The 24200-nt window shown below is 60.7% G+C and carries 19 protein-coding genes; 4 read left to right on the top strand and 15 right to left on the bottom strand.

Annotated elements, in window-relative coordinates:
- Positions 1–11: 11 nt before the first annotated feature.
- Both BCF11_RS02670 and BCF11_RS02675 read right to left on the bottom strand, forming a co-directional pair.
- On the bottom strand, positions 12–911 hold the full coding sequence (locus BCF11_RS02670; protein ID WP_098493370.1) for an SMP-30/gluconolactonase/LRE family protein: 900 nt from the start codon (positions 909–911) through the stop codon (positions 12–14).
- A 77-nt stretch (positions 912–988) separates the two neighbouring features.
- Complete coding sequence (locus BCF11_RS02675) at positions 989–2083, bottom strand: porin (RefSeq protein ID WP_369827723.1); 1095 nt, start codon at positions 2081–2083, stop codon at positions 989–991.
- 189 nt (positions 2084–2272) lie between these two features.
- Here BCF11_RS02675 and BCF11_RS02680 point away from each other — a divergent pair, with 189 nt between their 5' ends.
- Positions 2273–3214, top strand: a complete 942-nt coding sequence (locus tag BCF11_RS02680; RefSeq protein WP_098493371.1) for a LysR family transcriptional regulator — start codon at positions 2273–2275, stop codon at positions 3212–3214.
- Positions 3215–3216: 2 nt separating this feature from the next.
- Here the strand turns inward: BCF11_RS02680 and glyA are convergent, their stop codons facing one another.
- On the bottom strand, positions 3217–4593 hold the full coding sequence (gene glyA, locus BCF11_RS02685; RefSeq protein WP_098497287.1) for a serine hydroxymethyltransferase: 1377 nt from the start codon (positions 4591–4593) through the stop codon (positions 3217–3219).
- 137 nt (positions 4594–4730) lie between these two features.
- Between glyA and BCF11_RS02690 the strand changes: the two genes are divergently transcribed.
- Positions 4731–6164, top strand: a complete 1434-nt coding sequence (locus tag BCF11_RS02690) for a PLP-dependent aminotransferase family protein (protein ID WP_143751243.1) — start codon at positions 4731–4733, stop codon at positions 6162–6164.
- Between the two features lie 16 nt (positions 6165–6180).
- Here BCF11_RS02690 and BCF11_RS02695 read toward each other — a convergent pair whose 3' ends face one another.
- From BCF11_RS02695 to BCF11_RS02730, 8 genes are all read right to left on the bottom strand, one after another.
- Positions 6181–6972, bottom strand: coding sequence for an SDR family NAD(P)-dependent oxidoreductase (locus BCF11_RS02695; RefSeq protein WP_098493373.1), 792 nt, complete (start codon positions 6970–6972; stop codon positions 6181–6183).
- Between the two features lie 37 nt (positions 6973–7009).
- Positions 7010–8587 carry an aldehyde dehydrogenase (NADP(+)) gene (locus tag BCF11_RS02700; protein WP_098493374.1) on the bottom strand — a complete coding sequence of 526 codons (1578 nt, stop codon included), beginning with the start codon at positions 8585–8587 and terminating at the stop codon, positions 7010–7012.
- Positions 8588–8614: 27 nt separating this feature from the next.
- The gene (gene araD1, locus BCF11_RS02705) at positions 8615–9610 is read right to left on the bottom strand and encodes an AraD1 family protein (protein WP_098493375.1); all 996 of its coding nucleotides are present in this window, start codon (positions 9608–9610) and stop codon (positions 8615–8617) included.
- A gap of 29 nt (positions 9611–9639) precedes the next feature.
- Positions 9640–11385, bottom strand: coding sequence for an IlvD/Edd family dehydratase (locus BCF11_RS02710; protein WP_098493376.1), 1746 nt, complete (start codon positions 11383–11385; stop codon positions 9640–9642).
- A 40-nt stretch (positions 11386–11425) separates the two neighbouring features.
- Positions 11426–12649 (bottom strand): multiple monosaccharide ABC transporter permease, encoded by a 1224-nt coding sequence (gene mmsB / locus BCF11_RS02715; RefSeq protein WP_233212343.1) that lies wholly within the window; start codon positions 12647–12649, stop codon positions 11426–11428.
- Position 12650: 1 nt separating this feature from the next.
- Positions 12651–14192, bottom strand: coding sequence for a multiple monosaccharide ABC transporter ATP-binding protein (gene mmsA, locus BCF11_RS02720; protein ID WP_098493377.1), 1542 nt, complete (start codon positions 14190–14192; stop codon positions 12651–12653).
- Between the two features lie 199 nt (positions 14193–14391).
- Positions 14392–15450 carry a multiple monosaccharide ABC transporter substrate-binding protein gene (chvE, locus tag BCF11_RS02725; RefSeq protein ID WP_098493378.1) on the bottom strand — a complete coding sequence of 353 codons (1059 nt, stop codon included), beginning with the start codon at positions 15448–15450 and terminating at the stop codon, positions 14392–14394.
- 506 nt (positions 15451–15956) lie between these two features.
- Positions 15957–16847 carry a LysR family transcriptional regulator gene (locus BCF11_RS02730; protein WP_098493379.1) on the bottom strand — a complete coding sequence of 297 codons (891 nt, stop codon included), beginning with the start codon at positions 16845–16847 and terminating at the stop codon, positions 15957–15959.
- A gap of 173 nt (positions 16848–17020) precedes the next feature.
- Here BCF11_RS02730 and BCF11_RS02735 point away from each other — a divergent pair, with 173 nt between their 5' ends.
- Complete coding sequence (locus BCF11_RS02735; protein ID WP_098497289.1) at positions 17021–18106, top strand: YeiH family protein; 1086 nt, start codon at positions 17021–17023, stop codon at positions 18104–18106.
- A gap of 73 nt (positions 18107–18179) precedes the next feature.
- Here the strand turns inward: BCF11_RS02735 and BCF11_RS02740 are convergent, their stop codons facing one another.
- The gene (locus BCF11_RS02740) at positions 18180–19238 is read right to left on the bottom strand and encodes an NAD(P)-dependent alcohol dehydrogenase (protein WP_098493380.1); all 1059 of its coding nucleotides are present in this window, start codon (positions 19236–19238) and stop codon (positions 18180–18182) included.
- Between the two features lie 402 nt (positions 19239–19640).
- On the opposite strand from BCF11_RS02740, the gene BCF11_RS02745 reads away from it, so the two are divergent.
- Positions 19641–20753: a porin gene (locus tag BCF11_RS02745; protein WP_098493381.1), complete on the top strand. Its 1113-nt coding sequence runs from the start codon at positions 19641–19643 to the stop codon at positions 20751–20753.
- 86 nt (positions 20754–20839) lie between these two features.
- Here BCF11_RS02745 and rpiA read toward each other — a convergent pair whose 3' ends face one another.
- The 3 genes from rpiA to def all read right to left on the bottom strand — a co-directional run bounded on the left by rpiA (position 20840) and on the right by def (position 24190).
- Positions 20840–21511: a ribose-5-phosphate isomerase RpiA gene (rpiA, locus tag BCF11_RS02750; protein ID WP_098497290.1), complete on the bottom strand. Its 672-nt coding sequence runs from the start codon at positions 21509–21511 to the stop codon at positions 20840–20842.
- 94 nt (positions 21512–21605) lie between these two features.
- Positions 21606–23372, bottom strand: a complete 1767-nt coding sequence (locus BCF11_RS02755; RefSeq protein ID WP_098497291.1) for a cation:proton antiporter — start codon at positions 23370–23372, stop codon at positions 21606–21608.
- A 281-nt stretch (positions 23373–23653) separates the two neighbouring features.
- Positions 23654–24190, bottom strand: coding sequence for a peptide deformylase (gene def / locus BCF11_RS02760; RefSeq protein ID WP_098493382.1), 537 nt, complete (start codon positions 24188–24190; stop codon positions 23654–23656).
- Positions 24191–24200: the final 10 nt, after the last annotated feature.

Genomic DNA, 24200 nt, shown 5'->3' on the forward strand with positions numbered 1-24200 from the left:
GGCGGCGGCCATCAGGCCGCGCCAAAACGCGCTTCCGGCAAACCGCGCACATCCGCCACGTGATGCAAGAACAGGCCGCCGGCGGCAGGCTCGGCCAGCAAGGCCGCCGGCGACAGCGATTCACGCGCGCTGGTGATATATAAATCATCCAGCTCCGCACCGCCGAACGCCACGCAGCTGGGTTGCGCCACCGGCACCTTGAGCACGCGCTCGATGCTGCCGTCCGGCGCCAGGCGCAGCACGCGATGGCCGCCCCACTGGGCATTCCACAGATAACCCTGGCTGTCGATGGCAGAACCGTCCGGCTCGCCCGGCTGTCCTGACAGATCGGCAAACAGGCGCTGCTTGCTGATCGTGCCGGCCGCGGTATCGTAGTCGCAGCAGCGGATCGTCTTGCTGAGCGAATCGCAGTAATACATGGTGTGGCCGTCCGGACTGAAGCAGATGCTGTTGCTGATCGCCACCGGCAGCAGCGCCAGGCGCTCCAGCGTCAGGTCGGTATTGAGCCGGTAGAACGAGGCGCAGGCAGCCATGTCGGCGGCATCGTTCTTGGTGCCGAAGACGAAACGGCCGAAACGGTCGCAGCGGCCGTCGTTGACCCGGGTATGCGGCAGTTCAGCCTCGACCGCGCAAATCGGCGTTATCTGCCGATCGGAAAAACGGAACCAGGCCAGTTGCGAGGCCAGCCCCAGCAGCAGCCGGTCATCGTCCTCGCTCAGGGCAAAAGTCGCCAGCCGCTCCGGCATGGGCCAGCTCTGCGTCACGCCTGTGGCCGGTGTCAGGCACCACAAGGCGGCGCCGAGAATATCTGTCCACAGCAAACGCTGCGTGCGCCGGCACCACAGCACGCCCTCTCCCAACTGATGTTTACCGTCGAATACCAGGCTTGCGGTGGCTGCAGCAGCTGTCATTACAGATCCTCGAAAAAAATAATAACGAGGCCTTGCGACCTCGTTATTGCATTACCCATCAGTTTAAAGCAAATAAATCAGAACGAATGGCTGATGCCGGCATAGCCGCCATTCTGCGCATGTCCCGGCAAAGGATTGTCGAACTCGGTGCCAAAGTCGGCATTGCCCTTGTTGCGCACCGTGCCGACGGCCGCATACAGCAAGGTCCGCTTCGACAGGTTGTAATTGGCGCCGACCATGAACAGGCTGGCGCTGCCGGCGTCATGATTGAGCTTGGCGTGGAAAGCGCCGCCGATCAGGGTCAGGGCCGGTGTCACTGCGTAGTTGGCGCCTATCCAGTAGTGATTCAGCTTGTCAGGCGCTGTGGGCGCGGCGGTATCCGGAGCAGAGATATTCTCGTAGCCGGCAAACAGCTTCAGCTGATCTATCGTGTAAGTGCCGCCCACGATCAGATCCTTGGACGCCGTGTAGACATCGGTATAGCGGCCATTGGCGTCGCGGATCACGTCATAAATGCCGCGCAGCTCCAGGCCACCGTTGGTGTACACCAGGGAGATGCCGTCGCTGCGGCCATTCTTGGTGGAACCGGCTTTTTCGCCCAGGCTGGTCTGGGCGGTGGCGTTGAAGCCGCTCCAGGTCGGCGTCTGGTATTCGATGACGTTGTTGGCGCCCGGCCAGTTGCGGCCCTTGACCAGGCTGGCGGTGCCCATGAATTGCTGGCCGGTCGGATCGAGGTACCAGACGTCGTTGACGATGAACAGATTCTTGCCGAACTTGATCGAACCGGCGCCGCCGTTCAGGCCGACGTACGAACGCCGATTGAACAAGGCGCTGCCGTTGGTGGTGCCCTTGGTGGCGTCGAAGCCGGATTCCAGCAGGAAGAAGGCGCCCAGCCCGCCGCCCAGGTCCTCGGTACCCTTGAAGCCGATCATGCTGGTGCCCCACTGGTTGCCGGAAGCCGCCAGCTTGCTGCCGGTCTGGCCGGTCAGGTTGCCGCTGGCGTCTTTCAGGGCGACGCTGCTTTGGTAATCGACGCCGGCATCGACCCGGCCGTAGATGGTGACATTGGTTTGCGCCTGCGCCGGCATGGCAGCCAGGCCTAGCAGGCCGAATGCAGCGGTAGCCGCCAGCGCCTTGAGAGGTGCGCCCGAGGTGGTAGTGAAAAGCATCATACGTCTCCTTGAATTTATTTTGTTTTATATGGGCCTGATGATCAGGCTGGCCCCATAGTAAGGATTCGATTGATATCCATCCAATGAATTTTTGCTCCACATCGATACTATGTTTGGTATCATTTTGAGCGCTGCCTTGCGGCAAGAGAGATGCGGCGGCATATAAAAACATCAACTAAAGAGACAACCATGTCCAACAACGACACTAATTGGTTCCTGCGCGCCCGCCTGAAAACCCGCCAGCTGCTCTTGCTGATAGCGCTCGACGAGGAACGCAATATCCATCGCGCCGCCGAAGCGCTCAACATGACTCAGCCGGCCGCTTCCAAGCAGCTCAAGGATCTGGAAGACATGCTGGATGTGCTGCTGTTCGAGCGGCTGCCGCGCGGCATGCGGCCGACCATCTACGGCGAGGCGATGATCCGCCATTCGCGCATGGCGCTAACCAGCCTGTCGCACGCGCATGACGACATCACCGCCTTGAAATCCGGCCTGTCCGGACAGGTCAATGTCGGCGCCATCCTGTCGCCCGGGATGGTGCTGCTGCCGCCGGCGATCGCGCGCCTCAAGCAGCAGGCGCCCATGCTGCGCATCGGCGTCGAGGTGGAGAGCAGCAATATCCTGCTGGAGCGCTTGCAGCGCGGTTCGCTGGATTTCCTGGTGGCGCGCATCATGGACCAGGACGACAACCGCAATCTCGAATACGAAGAATTGTCGGACGAGCCGGTATGCGTGGTGGCGCGGGTCGATCATCCGCTGCGCCATGTCTCCAACCTGCAATTGAAGGATATCGCCGACAGCGGCTGGATCCTGCCGCCGAAAGGCAGCATCCTGCGCCACCGGGTTGACATGATGTTCCACAAGGAGGGCCTGGCGCCGCCCGCCAATGTGGTCGACACCACCGCGATCCTGGTAATCAGCAGCCTGCTGCAGCAGACCGATTTCCTGCATGTGATGCCGGCCGAAGTGGCGCGCTTCTATGTGCAGGTCAATGTGCTGGCGATCCTGCCGATCGAACTGCCCTGCAAGATGGACGGCTTCGGCATCATCACCCGGCGCCTGCAGATCCTGTCGCCGGGCGCGACCATCCTGCAGCAGACCATACGCGACGTCGCTGCGCAAATCTATTGAGACTACGCCGCGGGCGGCAAGCCGTTCTCAAAGCAGTAGTACAAAGTCTGGTACTGGCGGCGATAGTCGACCACGTCCTGCTGCACCCGTTCTACTGGCTCGTTGCGCAGCAGCACGCGCGCAAAGAATTCCGCGATGTCGTCCATCTGCGCTTCCCGCATGCCGAGCCGCGTCACTTCAATGCTGCCGATGCGCAAGCCGCTCGGGCGGTCCCAGTCTGCCGCTGCGTCGCCCGGAATCAGGTTCTTGTTGGTGATCAGGTTGGCGCGCGCCAGCTGGTGCGCCACTTCCAGGCCACCGCCGAATTGCCTGACGTCGGCAATCACCTGATGGGTCTGGCTATAGCCACGGCTGGCGCCGATCACCGGGATGCCGCGCTGCTCCAGCGCGCGTCCCAGCGCCTGTGAATTCCTGACGATCTGCGCCATGTAGGCGTGGCCGAACTCGATCATCTCCGCCGCCGACACCGCCAGCGCCGCCACCCGGTTCACCTGGTGGGTTGCGGCCAGCACCGGAAACACTGCCCACGCCAGGCGTTCGGTAATGGCGGGATCGTTCCAGGCCATGATGCCGCTTTGCGGGCCGCTCCAGGTCTTGCCGGCGGAACCGGTAAGCACCGCCGCGCCCTCGCGCAGCGGATCCTGGAACTGGCCGCCGGCGATCAGCCCGAGCTGATGGGCGCCATCGAAAAACAGCTTGCCGCCCCAGGGCGCGATGATCTCGCTGATCTCTTTGGCCGGCAGCGCAAACAGCGTCATCGACATGCCCAGCGTGACCAGCTTCGGCTGGTGCTGTTGCGCCACGCGGCGGAAAGCGTCGAGATCGACCTCCAGCTCCGGCGTAAATGGAATATCGACGATGTTCAGGCCGCGCACTCCGGCCGGGCCATCGGCACGGTTGCTGGAATGGCCGCCGAACGGCTGCGGCGCCGTCATCACGGTGTCGCCGGGCTGGGTCAGCGCGGTATATACCGCCAGGTTGCCGATCATGCTGGCGCACAGGCGGTGGTCGGCATACTCTGCGCGCAATGCGCGCTTGAGCAGCTCCATGCACAAGGATTCGACTTCGTCGATATAGCGGGTGCCGGCAAACCAGCGGTTGACCGGCCCGATATGGCCTTCCGCTGCGCGCGTGCCGATTTCGGACGACAGCAGGCTGCGCACGGTGGGGCTGGTGGGCGCTTCCGGCGCCAGCAGGTTGAGGCACTGCTGGCCGCGCCAGATCTCATTACGCTTTACCGCCGCCGAGACTTCCTGCGCCATTTCCCTGACATTTTTACAAGCATCGAGGACTTGCGCCGCGCTTTTCAAGGTGGCGGCGTCGTGGACTTGGTAATTCGCTTCGGCTGTGGAAAAATGACCTTGCTGTTCGGCGTGCATGCTGATCTCCTCGATGTGCTTCAAGTGGATGGAATCGCCACGACGTGGCTGCCTGCATGGAAATATATCGCTGGCGCCGGCGCTGGCGTCAAACACTTGCGCAAATTGTTATCGAACAGTTCGCACAGTAAGCGCAAGTGTTCGATAATCAAGGCATCTCCTGCCTCGCCATGGACCGCCGCATGCTGCCGATCGCGCTAGACCGCCACTCTCCCCTGCCGCCGCAACAGCAACTGTGCCAGTTGCTGAAACAGGCGATAGAACAAGGCCGAATCGCGGCCGGCAGCAAGATGGCGTCGATACGCGCGCTGGCTGCGCAGCTCGGCATCAGCCGCTATGCGGTGCTGGCGGCGTATGAAGAACTGGCAGGGATGGGCTTGCTCAATCCGCGCCATGGTTCCGGCTACTACGTGCGGATCAACGCCACAGCGCCGCGCCAGGCCAGGCCGGCGCACCTGGAGCAGGTATTGGATGTAGCGCTGCTGATCCGCGGCCTGGTGGAACCCAACACCTTGCTGAAATGCGGCAGCGGCGCATTACCCAAGGAATGGCTGCAAGGACTGGATTTGCACCGGCACTTGCGCAGCGTCGCGGCGCGCCCCGCCGCCAATGTGTATTGCTACGGCTCTGCCCTGGGCTATGCACCGCTGCGCGAGGTGCTGCGGCAGAGACTGGCGCGGCGCGGGATAGACTGCAGCGCCGAGCAGATCCTGCTGACGGCCGGCAGCACGCACAGCCTGGAGCTGCTGATTCGCTGTTGCTGCGCGGCGGGCGATACGGTGCTGGTGGAAGCGCCCGGCTACTACAATCTGTTCAGCTTGCTGCACCTGTCGGGGATGGCGATGCAGGCAGTGCCGCGCCAGGCCGACGGGCCTGATCTGGACGCGCTGGAAAACATGCTGCGCGGCGGCCTGCGGCCGCGGCTGTTTTTCATGCAATCGCTGCTGCACAATCCGACCGGCAGTTCCATCAGCTGGGCCAAGGCGCATCGCCTGCTGCGGCTGGCGGAGGATTACGATTTCACGATAGTCGACGACGATATCTACAGCGACTTCGCCGCCGACCAGGCGCCCAGGCTGGCTAGCCTGGACGGCTTGCAGCGGGTGGTGTACCTCTCGGGTTTCAGCAAGACCATCTCTTCCGACCTGCGGGTCGGCTATATCGCGGCAGCAGCGCCGCTGCTGCAAACGCTGGCCAGCATCAAGCTGATGATCAGCATCACCACTTCGGAATTCGTCGAACAGACGGTCTATCAGGTGCTGACGCATGGCCACTACGAGCGCCATCTCGTGCAGCTGTGCGCGCGCCTGGAAAAGGGCCGGAGCGGCATGCATCAGCTGCTGTCGGATAGGGGCTGGCAAATGTATTCAACGACGGCGCAAGGCATGTTCATCTGGTGCCGTCATCCGGCCGGCAAGGATTCCCTGTTGCTGGCGCAGGAAGCGGCAGCAGCGGGCTTCTGGTTCGCGCCGGGCAGCGCCTTCGATCCCGAGCACCGGCCCAGCGCGTGGCTGCGCTTTAACGTGGCTTACGATACGCCCGGATTGCGCGCCTGGCTGGCCACGGTGTAATGGCAAACGGCGGCGCTCAGGCCCAGCCGGCGTCGACGATGAATTCCTGCGCGGTGCACATGGCGCTGTCGTCCGCCGCCAGGAACAGCACCATGCGCGCCAGGTGCCAGGGCTGCAGCTTGCCGGGCAGGCACTGGTTGCGCTTGATGTCTTCCTCGCCCGCGGCATCCAGCCACAAGGCGATCTGCCGTTCCGTCATCACCCAGCCGGGCGAGACCGTATTGACGCGGATATTGTGCGGACCGAGATCGCGCGCCAGGCCGCGGGTGAGGCCGACCACTGCCGCCTTCGCCGTGGTGTAGACAGGATAGCCGCCGTTGGACAGATGCCAGCTGATGGAGCTGAGGTTGATGATCGAACCGCCGCCCTTTTTCTGCATGCCGGGAGCGACAGCCTGGCAAGTGAAAAACATCGGCCGCTGGTTGATGGCGATGCGGTCGTTCCAATACTCCACGGTGACATCCTGCCACTGGTGGCGCTGATCGTTGGCGGCATTGTTGACCAGCACATCGAAATCGCCCAGCTCCTGCGCCAAGTCTTGCATGGTGGCTTGCAAGGCCGGGATATCGCGGATATCGCAATGACGGAACAAGGGCTTGCTGAAGCCGGCATCGGCCAGCCGCTGGCACAGGGCTTCGCTGGCGGCCGTCTCGATATCAACAAAGGCAACGAGCGCACCCTGTTCCGCAAACGCACTGACGATCGCCTCGCCGATGCCGCTGCCGCCGCCGGTGACGAATACGCTCTTGCCTTTCAAGCTGGGGAAATGCGCCAGCTTATCGCTTCCAACATTCTTTACCGCCGACATGTCTGCTCCTGTTTGATGTATCGCGGATAAATCCCGCTTATTTCTTCAGCTGTCCATTGATGCGTTGCCAGATCGCCAGCGGATTGCCATCCTGTATCGCCGCCGGTAACAACGCCTGCGGCAGGTTCTGGTAGGACACCGGCCGCAGGAAGCGTTGGATGGCGGCCGTGCCGACCGAGGTGCTGCGGCTGTCCGAGGTAGCCGGGAAAGGGCCGCCGTGCACCATCGAATACGAAACTTCAACGCCGGTCGGAAAACCGTTAGCCAGGATCCGCCCAACCTTGCGCTCCAGCACCGGCAGCAGTTCGCGCGCCGTCGCATGATCGTCATCGCTCATCTGCAGGGTCGCGGTCAGCTGACCTTCCAGATGTTCGGCGACCTCGCGCATCTGCGCCACATCCTTGCAGGCGACCAGCAAGGAAGCCGGACCGAACACTTCTTCCGACAATTGCGGATCGGCCAGGAAATCCTCGGCGCTGGCCGCGAACACGGCCGGCACGCCCTTGCCGCCGGCATCGCTGGCGATGCCATGGCTCAGCTGGCGTGCATGCGGATTGCCTGCCAGGCGGCCAACACCCTGTTCATAAGCACGCTGGATGCCCGCCGACAGCATGGTGCCGGCATGCCGCTGCGCCAGCTGCTCGGCTGCGGTTGCACTGAAACGATCCAGATCCGGTCCCGCCAGCGCCAGCACCAGGCCGGGATTGGTGCAGAACTGGCCGACCCCGAGCAGCAGCGAATCAACAAAACCGGCAGCGAGCGCATCGGCTTTCTCCGCCAGCGCCTGCGGCAACAGGAAGACCGGATTGATGCTGCTCATTTCCGCGTACACCGGAATCGGCTGCGGACGTGCGGCAGCCACCGCCATCAGCGCCAGCCCGCCCTGGCGCGAACCGGTAAAACCGACTGCCTGGATCGCTGCATGGCGCACCAGTTCCGCGCCAAGCTGGTTACCGACACCGGTCAGCAGCGAGAACACACCCTCCGGCAAGCCAGCAGCGGCCACCGCCTGCTGGATCGCCCTGCCCACCAGCTCCGAAGTGCCGGGATGGGCCGGATGCACCTTGACCACTACCGGGCAGCCAGCCGCCAGCGCCGCCGCGGTATCGCCGCCAGCCACGGAAAACGCCAAGGGGAAATTGCTGGCGCCGAATACCGCCACCGGCCCCAGCGCGATCATGCGCAAGCGCAGGTCGACACGCGGCAAGGGTTGGCGCTCCGGCATCGCCGGATCGATGCGCGCATCCTGCCAGGAACCTTCGCGCAGCACTTCCGCAAACAATTTGAGCTGGCCGACGGTGCGGCCGCGCTCACCTTCCAGGCGCGCCCTGGGCAGACCGCTTTCCTGCATGGCGCGTTCGATCAGCGGGTCGCCCAGTTCGACGATGTTGCGGGCGATGCTTTCCAGGAAGCGCGCGCGGGTTTCCGGATCGGTGGCGCGATAAGGATCGAAAGCGATGCGCGCCAGTTCGCAGGCGCAGTCTATTTCGGCTTTGCCGGCGGTATGAAACGCCGGCTCAAGATCCTTGCCGGCAGTCGGATCGAAGGCAAAAAAATCCGCGCCGCCACCCTTGATGCTGGAGGCGCCGATCAGCGACTCGCCTGTGATATTCATGTTTTTCCCAGAATGTGGATAGCTAGCTTACAGCTGATGGATCTGCGGCGCCGGCACCGTCTCCAGCGCCAGCCGGTTGCGCAAGGGCGGACCGAAAGCGGCGACGTCGATCTCGAAAGTTTCGCCGGGCGCCACCTGGATACCATCGGAACAGCTCAGGGTGGCGGTGCCGAAGAAATGGATATGCACATCGCCCGGGCGACGGAACAGCGGGTACTTGAAATGGTGGTATTCCAGATTGGCGACCGTATGCGACATATTGTCCTCGCCGCTGACGAAGGGTTTTTCCCAGCGCACCTCGCCACGGCCGTCGCGGATGCGCGACATGCCCGCCACGTGCCGCGGCAAGTCGCCCACCAGCAAGGCTGGTCCGACCGCGCACACGCGCAACTTGGAATGCGCCAGGTAGAGATAATTCTGGCGCTCGGTGACATGATCGGAAAACTCGTTGCCGATGGCGAAGCCGAGCCGGTAAGGCGCGCCGTCCGGGCCGATCACGTACAGGGCGGCGATCTCCGGCTCTTCGCCGCCATCCAGTGCAAACTGCGGCATGCCCAAGGGCTGCTCGGCGGCGCGCACGATGCTGCCATCGCCCTTGTAGAACCATTCAGGCTGGACGCCGGTCTGGCCAGCCGCCGGCTTGCCGCCCTCCAGTCCCATGCGGAACATTTTCATGCTGTCGGTGAGCGTGTCGACATCGCTGATTTTCTTGTGCATGGCGTCGCGGCCGTCGGCGCTGCCCAGATGCGTGAGACCGGTGCCGGTGACGTAGCAATGCGCGCTGTCGCCATGGTCCAACGGCGGCAACAGGCGTCCGGCACGCGCTACCGTGGCGTAGTCCAGTTCGGTGGCGCCCAATGCTGCGTCGACCAGCTTTTTCAGCGTGCTGCGCGCGGCAATCGCCGCCTGCGCCAGATCGTAGGTCGAGGCATAGCCGTCGATCGCGCGGATCTTCCTGCCCTCGTCTTCCAGTACGCCGATGCGGCGCTGGCCGTCGGCTTGCTTGAATTGAACCAGCAACATGTACTTCTCCATCCAGTCTGCCTACCTGCTTAGTGGGAATGCTTGGGAACCGCCGAGCCGCGGCAGCCGACCAGGAAATCGAAATCGCAGCCTTCATCGGCTTGCAGCACCCGGTCTATGTAGAGACGCTGATAGCCGCTGTGGGCGGTGACTGTTCCGGCATTGATGGCCGCCCGTGCGGTCTGGCGCTGCGCCATCTCGGCTTCGCTGATATCCAGGTGCAGGCGCCCCGCTTCGCAATCCAGTTCGATCCAGTCGCCGTCTTCGACGATCCCCAGCGGGCCGCCGGCAGCGGCTTCCGGCGCCACGTGCAGGACCACCGTGCCGTAAGCGGTGCCGCTCATGCGGGCGTCGGATATGCGCACCATGTCCTTGATTCCCTGCGCCAGCAGTTTCGGCGGCAAACCCATGTTGCCGACTTCCGCCATGCCGGGATAGCCTTTCGGGCCGCAGTTCTTCATGACCAGCACCGAACTCGCATCCACATCCAGTTCCGGATCGTTGATGCGTTTCTTGTAGTGGTCGAAATCTTCGAACACGACCGCCTTGCCGCGATGCTTCATCAGCTCCGGTGTCGCCGCCGATGGCTTGAGCACGGCGCCGCGCGGCGCCAGGTTGCCGCGCAGGATGCAGATGCCGCCGTCGGCGATCAGCGGCTTGTCGATGACGCGTATCACCTCATCGTTGTAGATGGGCGCGTCCTGGTTGTTTTCCCACAGCGTTTTGCCATTCACCGTCAGCGCATCCTTGTGCGGCAGCAGTCCGGCTTCGCCAAGACGGCGCAAGACGCCCGGCAAGCCGCCGGCGTAATAGAATTCTTCCATCAGGAAGCGGCCGGACGGCTGCAGGTCGACCAGGGTCGGCGTGCCGCGGCCGATGCGGGTCCAGTCCTCCAGTTCCAGCGGCACGCCGATGCGGGCGGCGATGGCTTTCAGATGGATCACGGCATTGGTCGAGCCGCCGATCGCGGCGTTGACGCGGATGGCGTTTTCAAAAGCCTCGCGGGTGAGGATTTTCGACAAGCGCAAGTCTTCCCACACCATGTCGACGATGCGCATGCCGGACATGTGAGCCAACACGTAGCGGCGCGCGTCGACCGCCGGAATCGCGGCGTTATGCGGCAACGATGTGCCCAGCGCTTCGGCCATGCATGCCATGGTCGAAGCAGTGCCCATGGTGTTGCAGGTGCCGGCCGAACGCGACATGCCGGATTCCGCCGCCAGGAACTGGTGCATGCTGATCTGGCCGCCCTTGACCGCTTCGCTCAGCTGCCAGACGGCGGTTCCGGAACCCAGGTCCTTGCCTTCGTGCTTGCCGTTCAACATCGGCCCGCCGGTGACCACGATCGCCGGCACGTCGCAGCTGGCCGCGCCCATCAGCAATGCCGGCGTGGTCTTGTCGCAGCCGACCAGCAGCACCACCGCATCCATCGGATTGCCGCGTATCGATTCTTCTACATCCATGCTGGCCAGGTTGCGCGTCAGCATGGCGGTCGGCCGCAGGTTCGACTCGCCGTTGGAAAATACCGGGAACTCGACCGGGAAGCCGCCGGCTTCGGAAATGCCGCGCTTGACGTGCTCGGCGATCTTGCGGAAGTGCGCATTGCAAGGTGTCAGCTCGGACCAGGTATTGCAGATGCCGATGATCGGCTTGCCTTGGAATTCATGGTCCGGAATACCCTGGTTCTTCATCCAGCTGCGGTACATCATGCCGTTCTTGTCGTTGCTGCCGAACCATTCGGCCGAGCGCAGCGGGCGTTTCTTATCGACTGTCATCTGTGGCTTTCTCGTGAATTATGTGCGCTTATTTGTGTTCTTACTTGTTCTTGTTGTAGACGTCGACAAACACCGCCGCCAGCAACACCAGGCCCTTGATCACCTGCTGGTAGTCGATGCCGATGCCCATGATCGACATGCCGTTGTTCATCACGCCCATGACGAAGGCGCCGATCACCGCGCCCATCACCTTGCCGACGCCGCCCGAGGCCGAAGCGCCGCCGATGAAGCAGGCGGCGATCACGTCCAGCTCGAAGCCGGTGCCGGCCTTGGGCGTGGCGGTATTCAGGCGTGCCGCAAAAATCAGGCCGGCCAGCGCTGCCAGCATGCCCATGTTGATGAAGGTATAGAACGACACCCTGGAAGTCTTGATGCCGGACAGCTTGGCAGCCTTCTCGTTGCCGCCCACCGCGTAGATGCGGCGGCCGATGGTAGTGCGGTTGGCGACGAAGGTGTACACCACCATCAGCAGGAACATGATGATCAGCACATTCGGCATGCCCTTGTAGGACGCCAGCAGGTAGCTGAAGAAAATGATGACGCCGGCGAAGATGGCGTTTTTCAGGATGAAGAACATATAAGGTTCGTCTTCCATGCCATGCTTGCTTTGCTTGGCGCGCGCGCGCACCTTGACGAAAATCATGATCGCCGCCACCAGCACGCCAACCAGCAAGGAAGTAATGCGCAGGTCGATGCCATTGAACAGATCGGGAATGAAGCCTGAGCTGAGCATCTGGAAATCGTCTGGGAACGGGCCGATCGACTGCCCTTGCAGCAGCGCCAGCGTGAGCCCCTTGAACACCAGCATGCCGGCCAGCGTGACGATAAAGGACGGGATCTTGAAAAACGCCACCCAATATCCCTGCGCCGCGCCGATCACGCCGCCGGCCAGGATGCACAGGATGCTAGCGAGGACGAAGTTGACATGCAGGTTGACGATCAGCACCGCTGCCAGCGCGCCGATGAAGCCGACCACCGATCCCACCGACAGGTCGATATGGCCGGCCACGATCACCATCAGCATGCCGAGCGCCATGATGACGATGTAGCTGTTCTGCAGCACCAGGTTGGTCAGGTTGAGCGGCTCCATCAGGGTGCCGTTGGTCATGTACTGGAAAAACGCCATGATCGCGATCAGCGACATCAGCATGCCGTATTCGCGCATATTGTTTTTCAGGAAACCGGCGTAGTCTTTCTTGTCCAGCGTGGGCTGGGGCTGAGCCCGGTTTTCGCTAGCTGCTGGTGCGACGATCTCGTTGTTCATTTCAGTTGTCTCCATCATTCTTTACATTTCTTACTATCGCGCGCATGATTTTTTCCTGCGACGCTTCCGCCGCCGTCAGCTCACCGACGAAATTTCCCTCGTTCATGACATAGACGCGGTCACACATGCCAAGCAGTTCTGGCATTTCCGATGAAATCATGATGATGCATTTACCCTCGCTGGCAAGCTGGCTGATGATGGTATAGATCTCGTACTTGGCGCCGACGTCAATGCCGCGCGTCGGCTCATCCAGTATCAACACGTCCGGGTTGGAAAACAGCCACTTGCTGAGGACCACTTTCTGCTGGTTGCCGCCCGACAGGTTGAGCACTTTCTGGAACACGTTGGAACAGCGGATCTTCAGCTGGCGGCGATAGTCCGCGGCCACCGAATATTCGTGCCCCTCATCGATCACGGTCTTGTCCGCCACGCCGTCGAGATTAGCGAGCGTAATATTTTTCTTGATATCCTGGTCGAGGATCAAGCCGTAGCCCTTACGATCTTCGGTGACATAGGCGATGCCATTGTCGATGGCCTTCTGCACGGTGCTGACATCGATTTCCTTGCCGCGCAAAAAAACCTTGCCGCTGATGCGCTGGCCGTAGGCGCGGCCGAAAATGCTCATCGCCAGCTCGGTGCGGCCGGCGCCCATCAGGCCGGCGATGCCGACGATCTCGCCCTTCCTGACGTTGAAATCGACGCCCTTGATCACCTGCCGCTCCGGATGGATGGGGTGATGCACGCGCCATTGCTTGACCTCGAAGATGGTCTCGCCTATCTGCGGGCTGCGCTTGGGGTAGCGGTCGGCCATTTCGCGGCCCACCATGTTCTGGATGATGCGGTCTTCGCTGATCACCTCTTTGTGGCAATCGAGCGTATCGACGGTGCTGCCGTCACGCAGGATGGTGATCGAATCGGCGACCTTGGAAATCTCGTTGAGCTTGTGCGAAATCAGGATCGAGGAAATGCCCTGCGCCTTGAGTTCCAGCAGCAGATCCAGCAAGGCATCGCTGTCGCTTTCGTTGAGGCTGGCAGTCGGTTCGTCCAGGATCAGCAGCTTGACTTGCTTGGACAGCGCCTTGGCGATTTCAATCAGCTGCTGCTTGCCGACGCCGAGGTTGGTGATCAGGGCGCTGGGCGATTCCTTGAGGCCGACTTTCGCCAGCAGCTCCTTGGTCTTGGCGTAGGAGACTTCCCAATCGATCACCCCGTGGCTGGCCTGTTCGTTGCCAAGGAAGATGTTCTCGGTGATTGATAGCAGGGGCACCAGCGCCAGTTCCTGATGGATGATGATGATGCCGCATTCTTCGCTGTCGGCGATGCCTTCGAATTTTCGCGTCTGCCCTTGATAGTGGATATCGCCGGTGTAGCTGCCATGCGGATAGACTCCGCTCAGCACTTTCATCAAGGTCGACTTGCCGGCGCCGTTTTCGCCGACCACGGCGTGGATTTCGCCGCTGCGTACTACCAGATTGACATTGTCTAATGCTTTGACTCCCGGGAATGTCTTCCCGATCCCGCGCATCTCCAGGATGGTTTCCATCTTTATTACCTCACTTGCGGGAATCTCCATCAACCTGCTGCGTGGTTTCCGGAACTGCCCTTACCTGATACCGCGTACGACGACGATGACAGCAGCGCTGGCGCGTGACAAACGGACCTTGCAACAGCGCTGCGCGCATCGCAAGGTCCGGCCAAACAAGATCTTCTGAAGCATCGCACCGTGGCGATGCGCTCGATTCTTATTTGATCTGGCTTTCAGTGTAATAACCGCTGCCGATCAGCACTGGCTTCCAGTTGGAGGCGTCGACGCTGACCGGTTTCAACAGATAGGAAGGCACGACCTTGACGCCGTTGTTATAGGTCTTGGTATCGTTGATGGCCGGGGTTTTGCCGCTCAGCTCCGCATCCACCATGCCAGCCGTGACCTTGGCCAGCTCACGCGTGTCCTTGAACACGGTCTGGCGCTGCTCGCCGCGCAGGATAGATTTCACCGAAGGAATCTCTGCATCCTGGCCGGTCACGATAGGCATAGGTTGCTTGGGCGTGCCGTAGCCGACGCCTTTGAGGGAGGACAGGATACCGATGCTGATGCCGTCATATGGCGACAGCACCGCATCCACGTGCGCGTTGCCGTAATAGGCGCTGAGCAGGTTATCCATGCGCGCCTGGGCCACCGCGCCATCCCAGCGCAAGGTGGATACCTTGTCCATGCCGGCCTGCTTGCTGCGCACTACCAGCTTGCCTTTGTCGATGTATGGCTGCAGCACCGACATCGCGCCGTTGTAGAAGAAGAAGGCGTTGTTGTCGTCGGCCGAGCCGCCGAACAGTTCGATATTGAACGGACCCTTGCCGCTCTTCAGATCCAGCGCTTTTTCAATATAGCTGGCTTGCAGCACGCCGACCTGGAAGTTGTCGAAGGTCGCGTAGTAATCGACGTTCTTGGAATTGCGGATCAAGCGGTCATAGGCGATGATCTTGACGCCCTTGTCGGCCGCTTTTTGCAGGGCATTGGTCAGCGTGGTGCCGTCGATCGCCGCGATCACCAGGACTTTCACGCCCTTGGTCACCATGTTTTCAATCTGCGCCAGCTGGTTCGGGATGTCGTCTTCCGCGTATTGCAGGTCGGTCTTGTAGCCCTTTTCCTTGAAGACCTTGACCATATTGTCGCCATCGGCGATCCAGCGGGCGGAGGATTTGGTCGGCATCGAGATCCCGATCAGGCCCTTGTCCTGTGCGCTGGCATGGGACACCAGGCCGAACATGCCTATCATCAATCCAACAATCGTTGTTTTAATCATTTTCACAGCTTGTCTCCTTGAGTTATTTTGATTTTCTGTCAGAACATGGTGAAGCGACTGCTACTGCATGGTTGGTCCGGTCAGCGATGGAAGTTGTGCGGGTACAGCATGGTATTTTCCAAACAGCAATGCCGAAACTGTCAATATAGACCTTTCCTGGTGGATTTCCTCGCTATCTTACGAACATCACCGATATCAAACAAATGAATTTTTTCATTATTTTGATATCTATTTCGATATTACTACATAGAAAATAAGCTGTCTCTAGACACCCTTGCAAGGCCGTTTCCAAGAGAACAAATACCGAAGCCAGTGTAAAAACACTTGGCTGGTCTTACTAATCACTTTTTTATTGGGATCGATATCTATTTTGGTATCAGTAGCATGAAGAATTTTTGAGTATCGCGGCCAGCATGCGTTTCAAGGCGAAATACCTCCTCCCAGCCAACGGCAATCGCCAGCCGGCGTCGGCAGGAAGTTTGAAAAGCAGGGAAATCCCAGGCGGCTCAGGACCAGCCGCGGCAAAAAGCCAGGAACTGCATCAGCCGCAGCGACAGTATCTTGTGCTTGCTGTGGATCAAGTAGAAGTGCCGGTGCAAGCGCGGCAGCGAGGTGTTCAACTCCACCAGCCGTCCGCTCTGCAGGAAATCCGCCACTACCGCATGCGACAGGCAGCTGATGCCAAGACCGGCGGCGGTGGCATGCTTGATCGCTTCCGAATTGCCGAACTCATAGCTTTGCTGCAAATAGTGCAGATGCGGCAGCAAGGCTTGCTCGACCGCTTCTCGGGTGCCGGAGCCCGGCTCGCGCAATAGCCATTCGGCCGCGCGCAGCTGCGCCACGCCAATCTTCTTGCCGCCGGCAGCCAAAGGGTGCTGCGGCGCAGCCACGATCAGCAACTCATCGACCATCCACGGCTCCACCTGCAGGTCGGCGGCACGGCTGGGGCCTTCGATGAGGCCGACGTCGACCTCGAAATTGAGCACGGCGGCGACTATGTCGGCGGTATTGGCAATCGTCACCCGCACCTGCAGCTGGCTATGCTGCTCGCGGTAAGAGGCAATCAGCGACGGCAGCAGGTAGCTGCCGATGGTGGTGCTGGAGCCGATCTGCAAACCGCCGCCCTGCGCCATACCCGGCATCAGGAACTGCTGCTCTATGGTCTTGGCGCCATCCACCACTTGCGCCGCCTGCGGCAGCAGCAGACGGCCGTTGTCGTTCAGGATCAGGCGCTTGCCGACGCGGTCGAACAAGCGGCAGTCGAGCAGGTTTTCCAGTTCGTTGAGGGCGGCGCTGGTAGCCGATTGCGACAAGGCGACCTGGTCAGCTGCCGCGGTGGTGCTGCCGGATTGCGCCACGGCCAGGAATATCTGCAATTGTCGGATGGTGAGACGCATAGTCGCTGACCTCGTTGGCGGCAAGAGAATGAAGGATTGCGGGAAGGAAATCGCAATCTACTCATAAAACAGGTTAATTATACAAAATTAATCAGTTTTTCTTTTAAATCATGCCCAGTTATAGTGGTTTCCATACCGACGCATTCAAGCGCCGCATCAAGATTGGAGCCACCATGAACACCTCGACGCTGGCAAGCGCTGTCACTACACCCAAGACCCAGTCACCTCTGTTGGCCGGCCTGGCATTAAGCGGCCTGATCGCCGCGGCCGCCATCGCCGCCGCCAGGATAGACTGGCTGCAGGCGCACGGCCTCAGCGCCTTGACGCTGGCGATCGTGCTAGGCATGCTGGTCGGCAACCTGGGCTATCAGCGCATAGCGCCGGCCTGCGCGCCAGGCGTCAATTTTTCCAAGCAAAACCTGCTGCGGCTGGGCATCATCCTGTACGGCTTCCGCCTGACCTTCCAGGATATCGGCCATGTCGGCCTGAGCGGCGTGCTGATCGATGCGCTGGTGCTGTGCTCGACCTTCGGCATGGCGCTGCTGCTGGGTACCCGTGTATTCAAGCTGGACCGCAATACCGCCATGCTGATCGGCGCCGGCAGTTCGATCTGCGGCGCGGCAGCGGTGATGGCGACCGAACCGGTGCTGCGCGCCCATCCGGCGCAAGTCACGGTGGCGGTGGCTACGGTAGTGGTGTTCGGTTCGCTGGCGATCTTCCTCTATCCGCTGCTGTACCAGCTGAACCTGCACTGGCAGTTCCTGGCGGCTTCGCCGCTGGCCTATGGAATATTCACCGGCTCGACCGTGCATGAAGTGGCCCAGGTGGTGGCGGCGGCACGCGCCGTCAGTCCCGATGCCGCCAATACCGCGGTGATCGCCAAGATGGTGCGGGTGATGATGCTGGCGCCGTTCCTGATGCTGCTGTCGGCTTATGTGGCGAAGAAATCGTCAAGTGCGGGCAAAGCCGGCAGCGCCAAACAAGCCGGCCGCCTGGCGATTCCCTGGTTCGCCTTCGGTTTTGTCGCGGTGGTGGCGATCAATTCGCTGGCCGCGCTGCCGACCGCGCTGGTGGCGCATGTCAACGATGCCGACAACGCGCTGCTGGCGATGGCGATGGCAGCGCTGGGCATCTCCACCCATTTTTCATCGATACGCACGGCCGGCATCAAACCCCTGTTGTTCGCCGCCTGCCTGTTCGGCTGGCTGATCGTCGGCGGCGCAGCGATCAACAATCTCGTGCTGCGTTTGTTTGCCTGATCTGCAGCTTCACATCCAGCAATAGAACCCGGGCGGCCCGGCAAGGAAATACCTTGCCGGGCCGCTCAGTCCATCAGGCAGCCGCAGGCAAGGACGCCATGTCGATCACAAAGCGATACTTGACGTCGCTCTTCAGCATTCTTTCGTAAGCCTGATTGATGTCCTGGATAGCAATGATTTCGATATCCGAGACTATCCCGTGTTCGGCGCAGAAATCCAGCATTTCCTGGGTTTCCCTGATGCCGCCGATCAGCGAGCCGGCCAGGGTGCGGCGCTTCATGATCAGGTTGAACACATTGGGCGACGGATGCGGCTCAGCCGGCGCGCCCACCAGCGTCATGGCGCCGTCGCGTTTCAGCAGATTGAGGAAGGTGTCCAGGTTATGCGGCGCCGCCACTGTATTCAAGATGAAATCGAAGCTGTTGGCGTGCTGCGCCATCTGCGCGGCGTCCTTGGAGACCACCACTTCATCGGCGCCGAGCCGTAAGGCATCTTCGGTCTTGCCTGGCGAAGTAGTGAACAGCACCACATGCGCTCCCATCGCATGGGCGATCTTGACGCCCATATGACCGAGCCCGCCCAGGCCGACGATGCCGACCTTGTGGCCCTTGCCGACTTTCCAGCGGCGCAGCGGCGAATAGGTGGTGATGCCGGCGCACAGCAACGGCGCCACGGCCGCCAGATCGAGTTTGTCCGAGACATGCAGGACGAATTTCTGGTCGACCACGATATTGCTGGCGTAGCCGCCATAAGTGACGCCGCCGCTATGCTTGTCATCGGCGTTGTAGGTGCCGGTGAAGCCGTTCTCGCAATATTGTTCCAGCCCTTCGGCACAACTCGGACAATGCTGGCAGGAATCCACCATGCAGCCGACGCCGGCCAGGTCGCCGGCCTTGAAATGTTTCACCTGAGCGCCGACCGCGACCACCCGGCCGACAATTTCATGCCCAGGCACCGCCGGATAGACGGTGTTGTGCCATTCGTTGCGGGCGGTATGCAGATCCGAGTGGCAGACGCCGCAAAACAGGATCTCGATCTGCACATCCTGAGGGCCAGGCTCCCTCCGCTCAAAGGCGAATGGCGTCAAAGGCGTGTGCGCATTATGCGCGGCATATCCTGAAGCTTTCAGCATGACATTTCCTTTTTGATATATGGAACGACAAACCGGGGACGCCTGAAAATCACGGCACAGGCGTGCCATGCGTCATTTCTGCACCTCCAGCAAGGCTCTGCAGGCAACCGCCGCGCACCAGGCAGGCACGATCAATGACAACAGCGAACTCTCACTATACGCCTGCTCGAATAAATCATATGTTCAGTCATAAATGTCATAAACCACTGTCAAAAAACAACATAAACATACAACGTCATTCAATTTGAAAAAATTCTTCAAAAAACAAGTGCATTTTTCTTCTTGGCAGGTAATATCTAGCCCGTCCAGTTAGTAACAATTAGTAACAACAGTAACAAATTGTTGCGTCGCCTCTTAAGCCGGACACGAGGATAAATTACTTACAAATATCAAAGGGAAGAAATGAAAAAGACTGTATTCGCACTAGCCGCCATCGCCCTGATCGGCGCTAATGCACACGCTCAAAGCAATGTCACCATCTACGGCGTGGTCGATACCAGCCTGACCTACACCAGCAAGGTCGGCGCCAAGAACGATAGCCGCTTCAGCATCGATTCCGGCGATTTGTCGACTTCCCGCATCGGCTTCAAGGGCGTGGAAGACTTGGGCGGCGGCCTGAAAGCGATTTTCCATCTGGAGAACGGCTTCAATGCGGATGACGGTTCATTCGGCACCGCCAGCACCCTGTTCGACCGCAAATCGGTAGTTGGCCTGTCGGGCGCGTTCGGTACGGTCACCATCGGCCGTCAGACCGATTTCCTGGAAGACATCGGCAACAAGTACACCTCGGTGCAGACCTTCGGCGGCAACGGCGTCAAGGGCGGCCACTTCAACAACCTGGACCGCATTTCCGGTGCCCGCACCAACAACTCGATCCGCTACGACAGCAGCAACCTGAGCGGCTTCACCGGCAGCCTGTTTTACGGCTTCGGCGAAGTAGCCGGCCAGACATCCGCCGGCCAGGCGTTCGGCCTTGGCGGCAACTATGCCAACGGTCCGTTCGGCATCGGCCTTGCGTATTTCCAGACCAAGCTGGCGGCTGACGCCTTGCCAAGCAAGGCTGGCGACACCGATCTCAAGACCTTCACCCTGGGCGCCAGCTACCAGGCCGGCCCAGCCAAGATCTACGGCGCATGGTCGCAAACCAAGCGTCCATTGGCGGCAGCCGTGGCTGGCACCGGCCTGGTCAACATCACTACCGCGACCAAAGCCAACATTTTCGATCTGGGAGTGGATTACACGCTGTCGGGCAACCTGCACCTGCTGGCCAGCGTGATCCATGACCGCGCCGATATCAGCCGCAAGACCACCGGCTCGACCAAGGGCAAGACTACCCAGTTGAACCTGGGCGTCGACTACTTCCTGTCCAAGCGCACCGACCTGTACGCCATGTACAGCAACCAGCGCTCCAAGGACGTCGTCAATCCGGGCGTGATCAACGGCGCATACAGCAACTCGCCGGCGGACGACAGCAGCCAGAACGTCTTGCGCGTCGGCCTGCGTCACAAGTTCTAATGTAAGACAAGGGAAATTGGCAGCAAGCAGCAGCCGGCGCGGAAAACCAGATTTCCCGCGCCGGCTGTGCCGTAAGGAAGAAAGTCTTAGAAGGTCAGCGTCTTGACGCCGTCAGGCGTGCCAAGCAGGCACACATCGGCGCCCTGCTGGGCAAACAGGCCGACCGTCACAACGCCGGTGATCTGGTTGATTTGCCGTTCCAGTTCGACCGGGTCAGTGATCTTCAGGTCGAACATGTCGATGATCACATTGCCATTGTCGGTAATCAGCGGAATCCCATCCTTGAAACGCAGGCGCGGCTCGCCGCCCAGCTTGACCAGCTTGCGCGCCACTACCGCCTGCGCCATCGGGATCACTTCGATCGGCAGCGGAAACTTGCCGAGCACCTTGACCAGCTTGGAGCCGTCGGCGATGCAAATGAATTTCTCTGCCACCGAGGCCACGATCTTTTCCCGGGTCAGCGCCGCACCGCCGCCCTTGATCATGGCGCCCTCGGCTGTGATTTCATCGGCGCCGTCGACATACACCGGCATGGTGGCGACCTGATTGAGGTCGTACACTTCGATGTCATGGCCGCGCAGGCGCGCCGCGGTCGCTTCCGAGGAAGCCACGGCGCCCTTGATGCGGTGCTTGATCTTGGCCAGCTCGTCGATGAAGAAATTGGCGGTAGAGCCAGTGCCGACGCCGACAATCTGGCCGTCCACCACGTATTTAATTGCTTCGCGGGCAACAGCTTGCTTGAGTTGATCCTGGGTCATGGCAGTCATGGCATTGTCTTGAAAGAGATAAAAACGTTATTTTAACCAATCGACGGCCGATAACCCTAAATCAATCGCAAGCGACGACGCACCGTCAGTGCTTTTCGTCCGGCTGCTGTTCCAGGGTTTCGCGCAAGGCGATCTGCAGCTTGGAATGCAGTTTGACAAAGCGCTGCCACAACACCAGCACCAGCACCGCGGCGCCGACCAGCACCAGGATCAGCAGATTGGTCGGCGGCAGGATGCGGCTGCTGAGCGCGGCAATCATCAGCATGATGCCGACGATGGAGACCACCGGAATGACTTCCGCGATCACGCGCCGCACCGCATGATTATATGAACCGGCCCATTCCGGCTTGACGCTGATTTCCGCCAGCAGCATGCTCAGCGCATGCAGCTTGCGGTAGGTCGCGATCAGGAACGGCAGCGACAGCAGCAGCGCCCCGCCCCACACGATCGCGTCCTGTACCTGCGGATCCGCAACCCAGGCCGCCATGTGCTCACCCAGGGCATCGGCAAAATAACCGCCGATGATGAAGATCGCCGCCACCAGCGCCAGGTTCACCACCACCTGCAGCAAGATGCGGCGGATGATGCGCGACAGCTCGGCGCGGTCGCCCTGCGGTTGCAGGCTGGCGAGCCAGGTCGAGTACATGCCGAACACTGCCGACAGTTTATTCGGCATGGCTTGCGCCAGCCGGCTGGAAAGCGGATCGGCCAGCTTGATCAGGTAGGGAGTCAGCAAGGTAGTCACCGCCGACACCGCCACCACGGTCGGGTACAGGAAATCGCTAGTGACTTTCAGGCTGACGCCGAGCGCGGCGATGATGAAGGAAAACTCGCCGATCTGCGACAAGCCCATGCCGACCCGCATCGAGGTGCGTCCATCCTGGCCGGACAGGAAAGTAGCAAGGCCGCAGCTGACCACTTTACCCAGCACCACCGCAACCGTGATGACAGCGATCGGCAGCCAGTATTGCGCCAGGATGGAAGGATTGAACAACAGGCCGATAGCGACGAAAAAGATGGCGCTGAACATATCGCGCACCGGTTCGATCAAGCGTTCGATCTGATGCAAATGACGCGACTCGGCCATCACCGCGCCGATCAGGAAGGCGCCGAGCGCCACGCTGTACTCCATCTTCATGACCAGCAGGCAGAAGCCGAAGCACAGGCCAAGCACGGTCACCAGCAGCATTTCCTTGCTCTTGAACCTGGCCACGTAGTCAAGCAGGCGCGGCACGACCAGGATGCCGGCCACCAGCGACACGATCATGAACAGAACCAGCTTGCCGATCGTCGTCACGGCGTCGCCGGCATCCACCGAACCGCTGGTGGCCACGCCTGAGAGCAAGGCGATCATGCCTATCGCCAGCACGTCTTCGACGATCAGGATGCCGAAAATCAGCTGCGCGAATTTTTCGCGTTTCATGCCCAGTTCGTTGAGCGCCTTGACGATGATGGTGGTAGAGGAAACCGACAACATGGCGCCGAGGAACACCGCATCCATCTTCTTCCAGCCGAAATAGATGCCGATTTCATAGCCTATCCACAGCATCAGCGTGATCTCCGCCAGCGCTGCCACAAACGCGGTGGCGCCGACCTTGGCCAGCTTCTTCAGGCTGAATTCCAGCCCCAGCGAAAACAGCAGGAAGATCACCCCCAGTTCGGCCAGGATCTGGATCGTGCGCTCATCGGTGATCAGGGAAAACGGCGGCGTGTGCGGGCCGATGATGACGCCGGCGACGATATAGCCGAGCACCACCGGCTGCTTGAAACGGTTGAACAGCACCGTGACGACGCCGGCGATCAGCATGATGACGGCAAGATCCTGGATGAAGGTTTCTACTGCATGGTGCATAGGCTTTTCGAATAGAAGTAAGCGGCTATTGGGGAGGCGCACGAACAGGAGCAGCGCAAGCAGCGCCGCAATGCAAGGCAGTGATGGGTGAGGCAGCAGCGAGGCCGGCAAATGCATTGGCCTTGGCTTAATTGCAATTCTACCCGCTATCGAATATTTATTTCTAATAGCTTAGTGATTTTATGCGGCGATATGCGCAAGCGGGGTAGGCACGCTTTTGTACCCAAGCGGACCCGAGATAGCCGGAGTTCACGCACGGGCACGCTGTGCCTTTACACCGCTCAATCGTCGTGATTGGGATCCAGTTCAGGGAACAACACTTCGGTAAAGCCGAACTGTGTAAAATCCTTGATGCGCATCGGATACAGGATGCCGTTCAGGTGATCGCACTCGTGCTGCACCACGCGCGCGTGGAAGCCGTCGACATCGCGACTGATGCGCGCCCCCGACTGGTCGACACCTTCGTAATGCAACTGGGTCCAGCGCGGCACCACGCCACGCATGCCGGGCACCGACAGGCAGCCTTCCCAGCCGTCTTCGATCTCCTCCGACAAGGGACGCAAGAACGGATTGATCAGGACCGTCTCCGGCACCTCTGGCGCATCCGGATAGCGGACGTTGTTCTTGAAGCCGAAGATCACCAGCTGCAGATTCACGCCGATCTGCGGCGCCGCCAGGCCGGCGCCATTCACCGCATGCATGGTTTCAAACATGTCGGCGATCAGGCTTTCCAGCTCTGGCGTGCCAAACGCGGTTACCGGCTCAGCTTGCCGCAGCAGGCGCGGATCGCCCATCTTCAGGATTTCGCGAACGGTCATGATCTGCTCT

It is taken from the genome of Collimonas sp. PA-H2 (assembly GCF_002564105.1).
In the GTDB taxonomy this organism is placed as follows: Bacteria; Pseudomonadota; Gammaproteobacteria; order Burkholderiales; family Burkholderiaceae_D; genus Collimonas.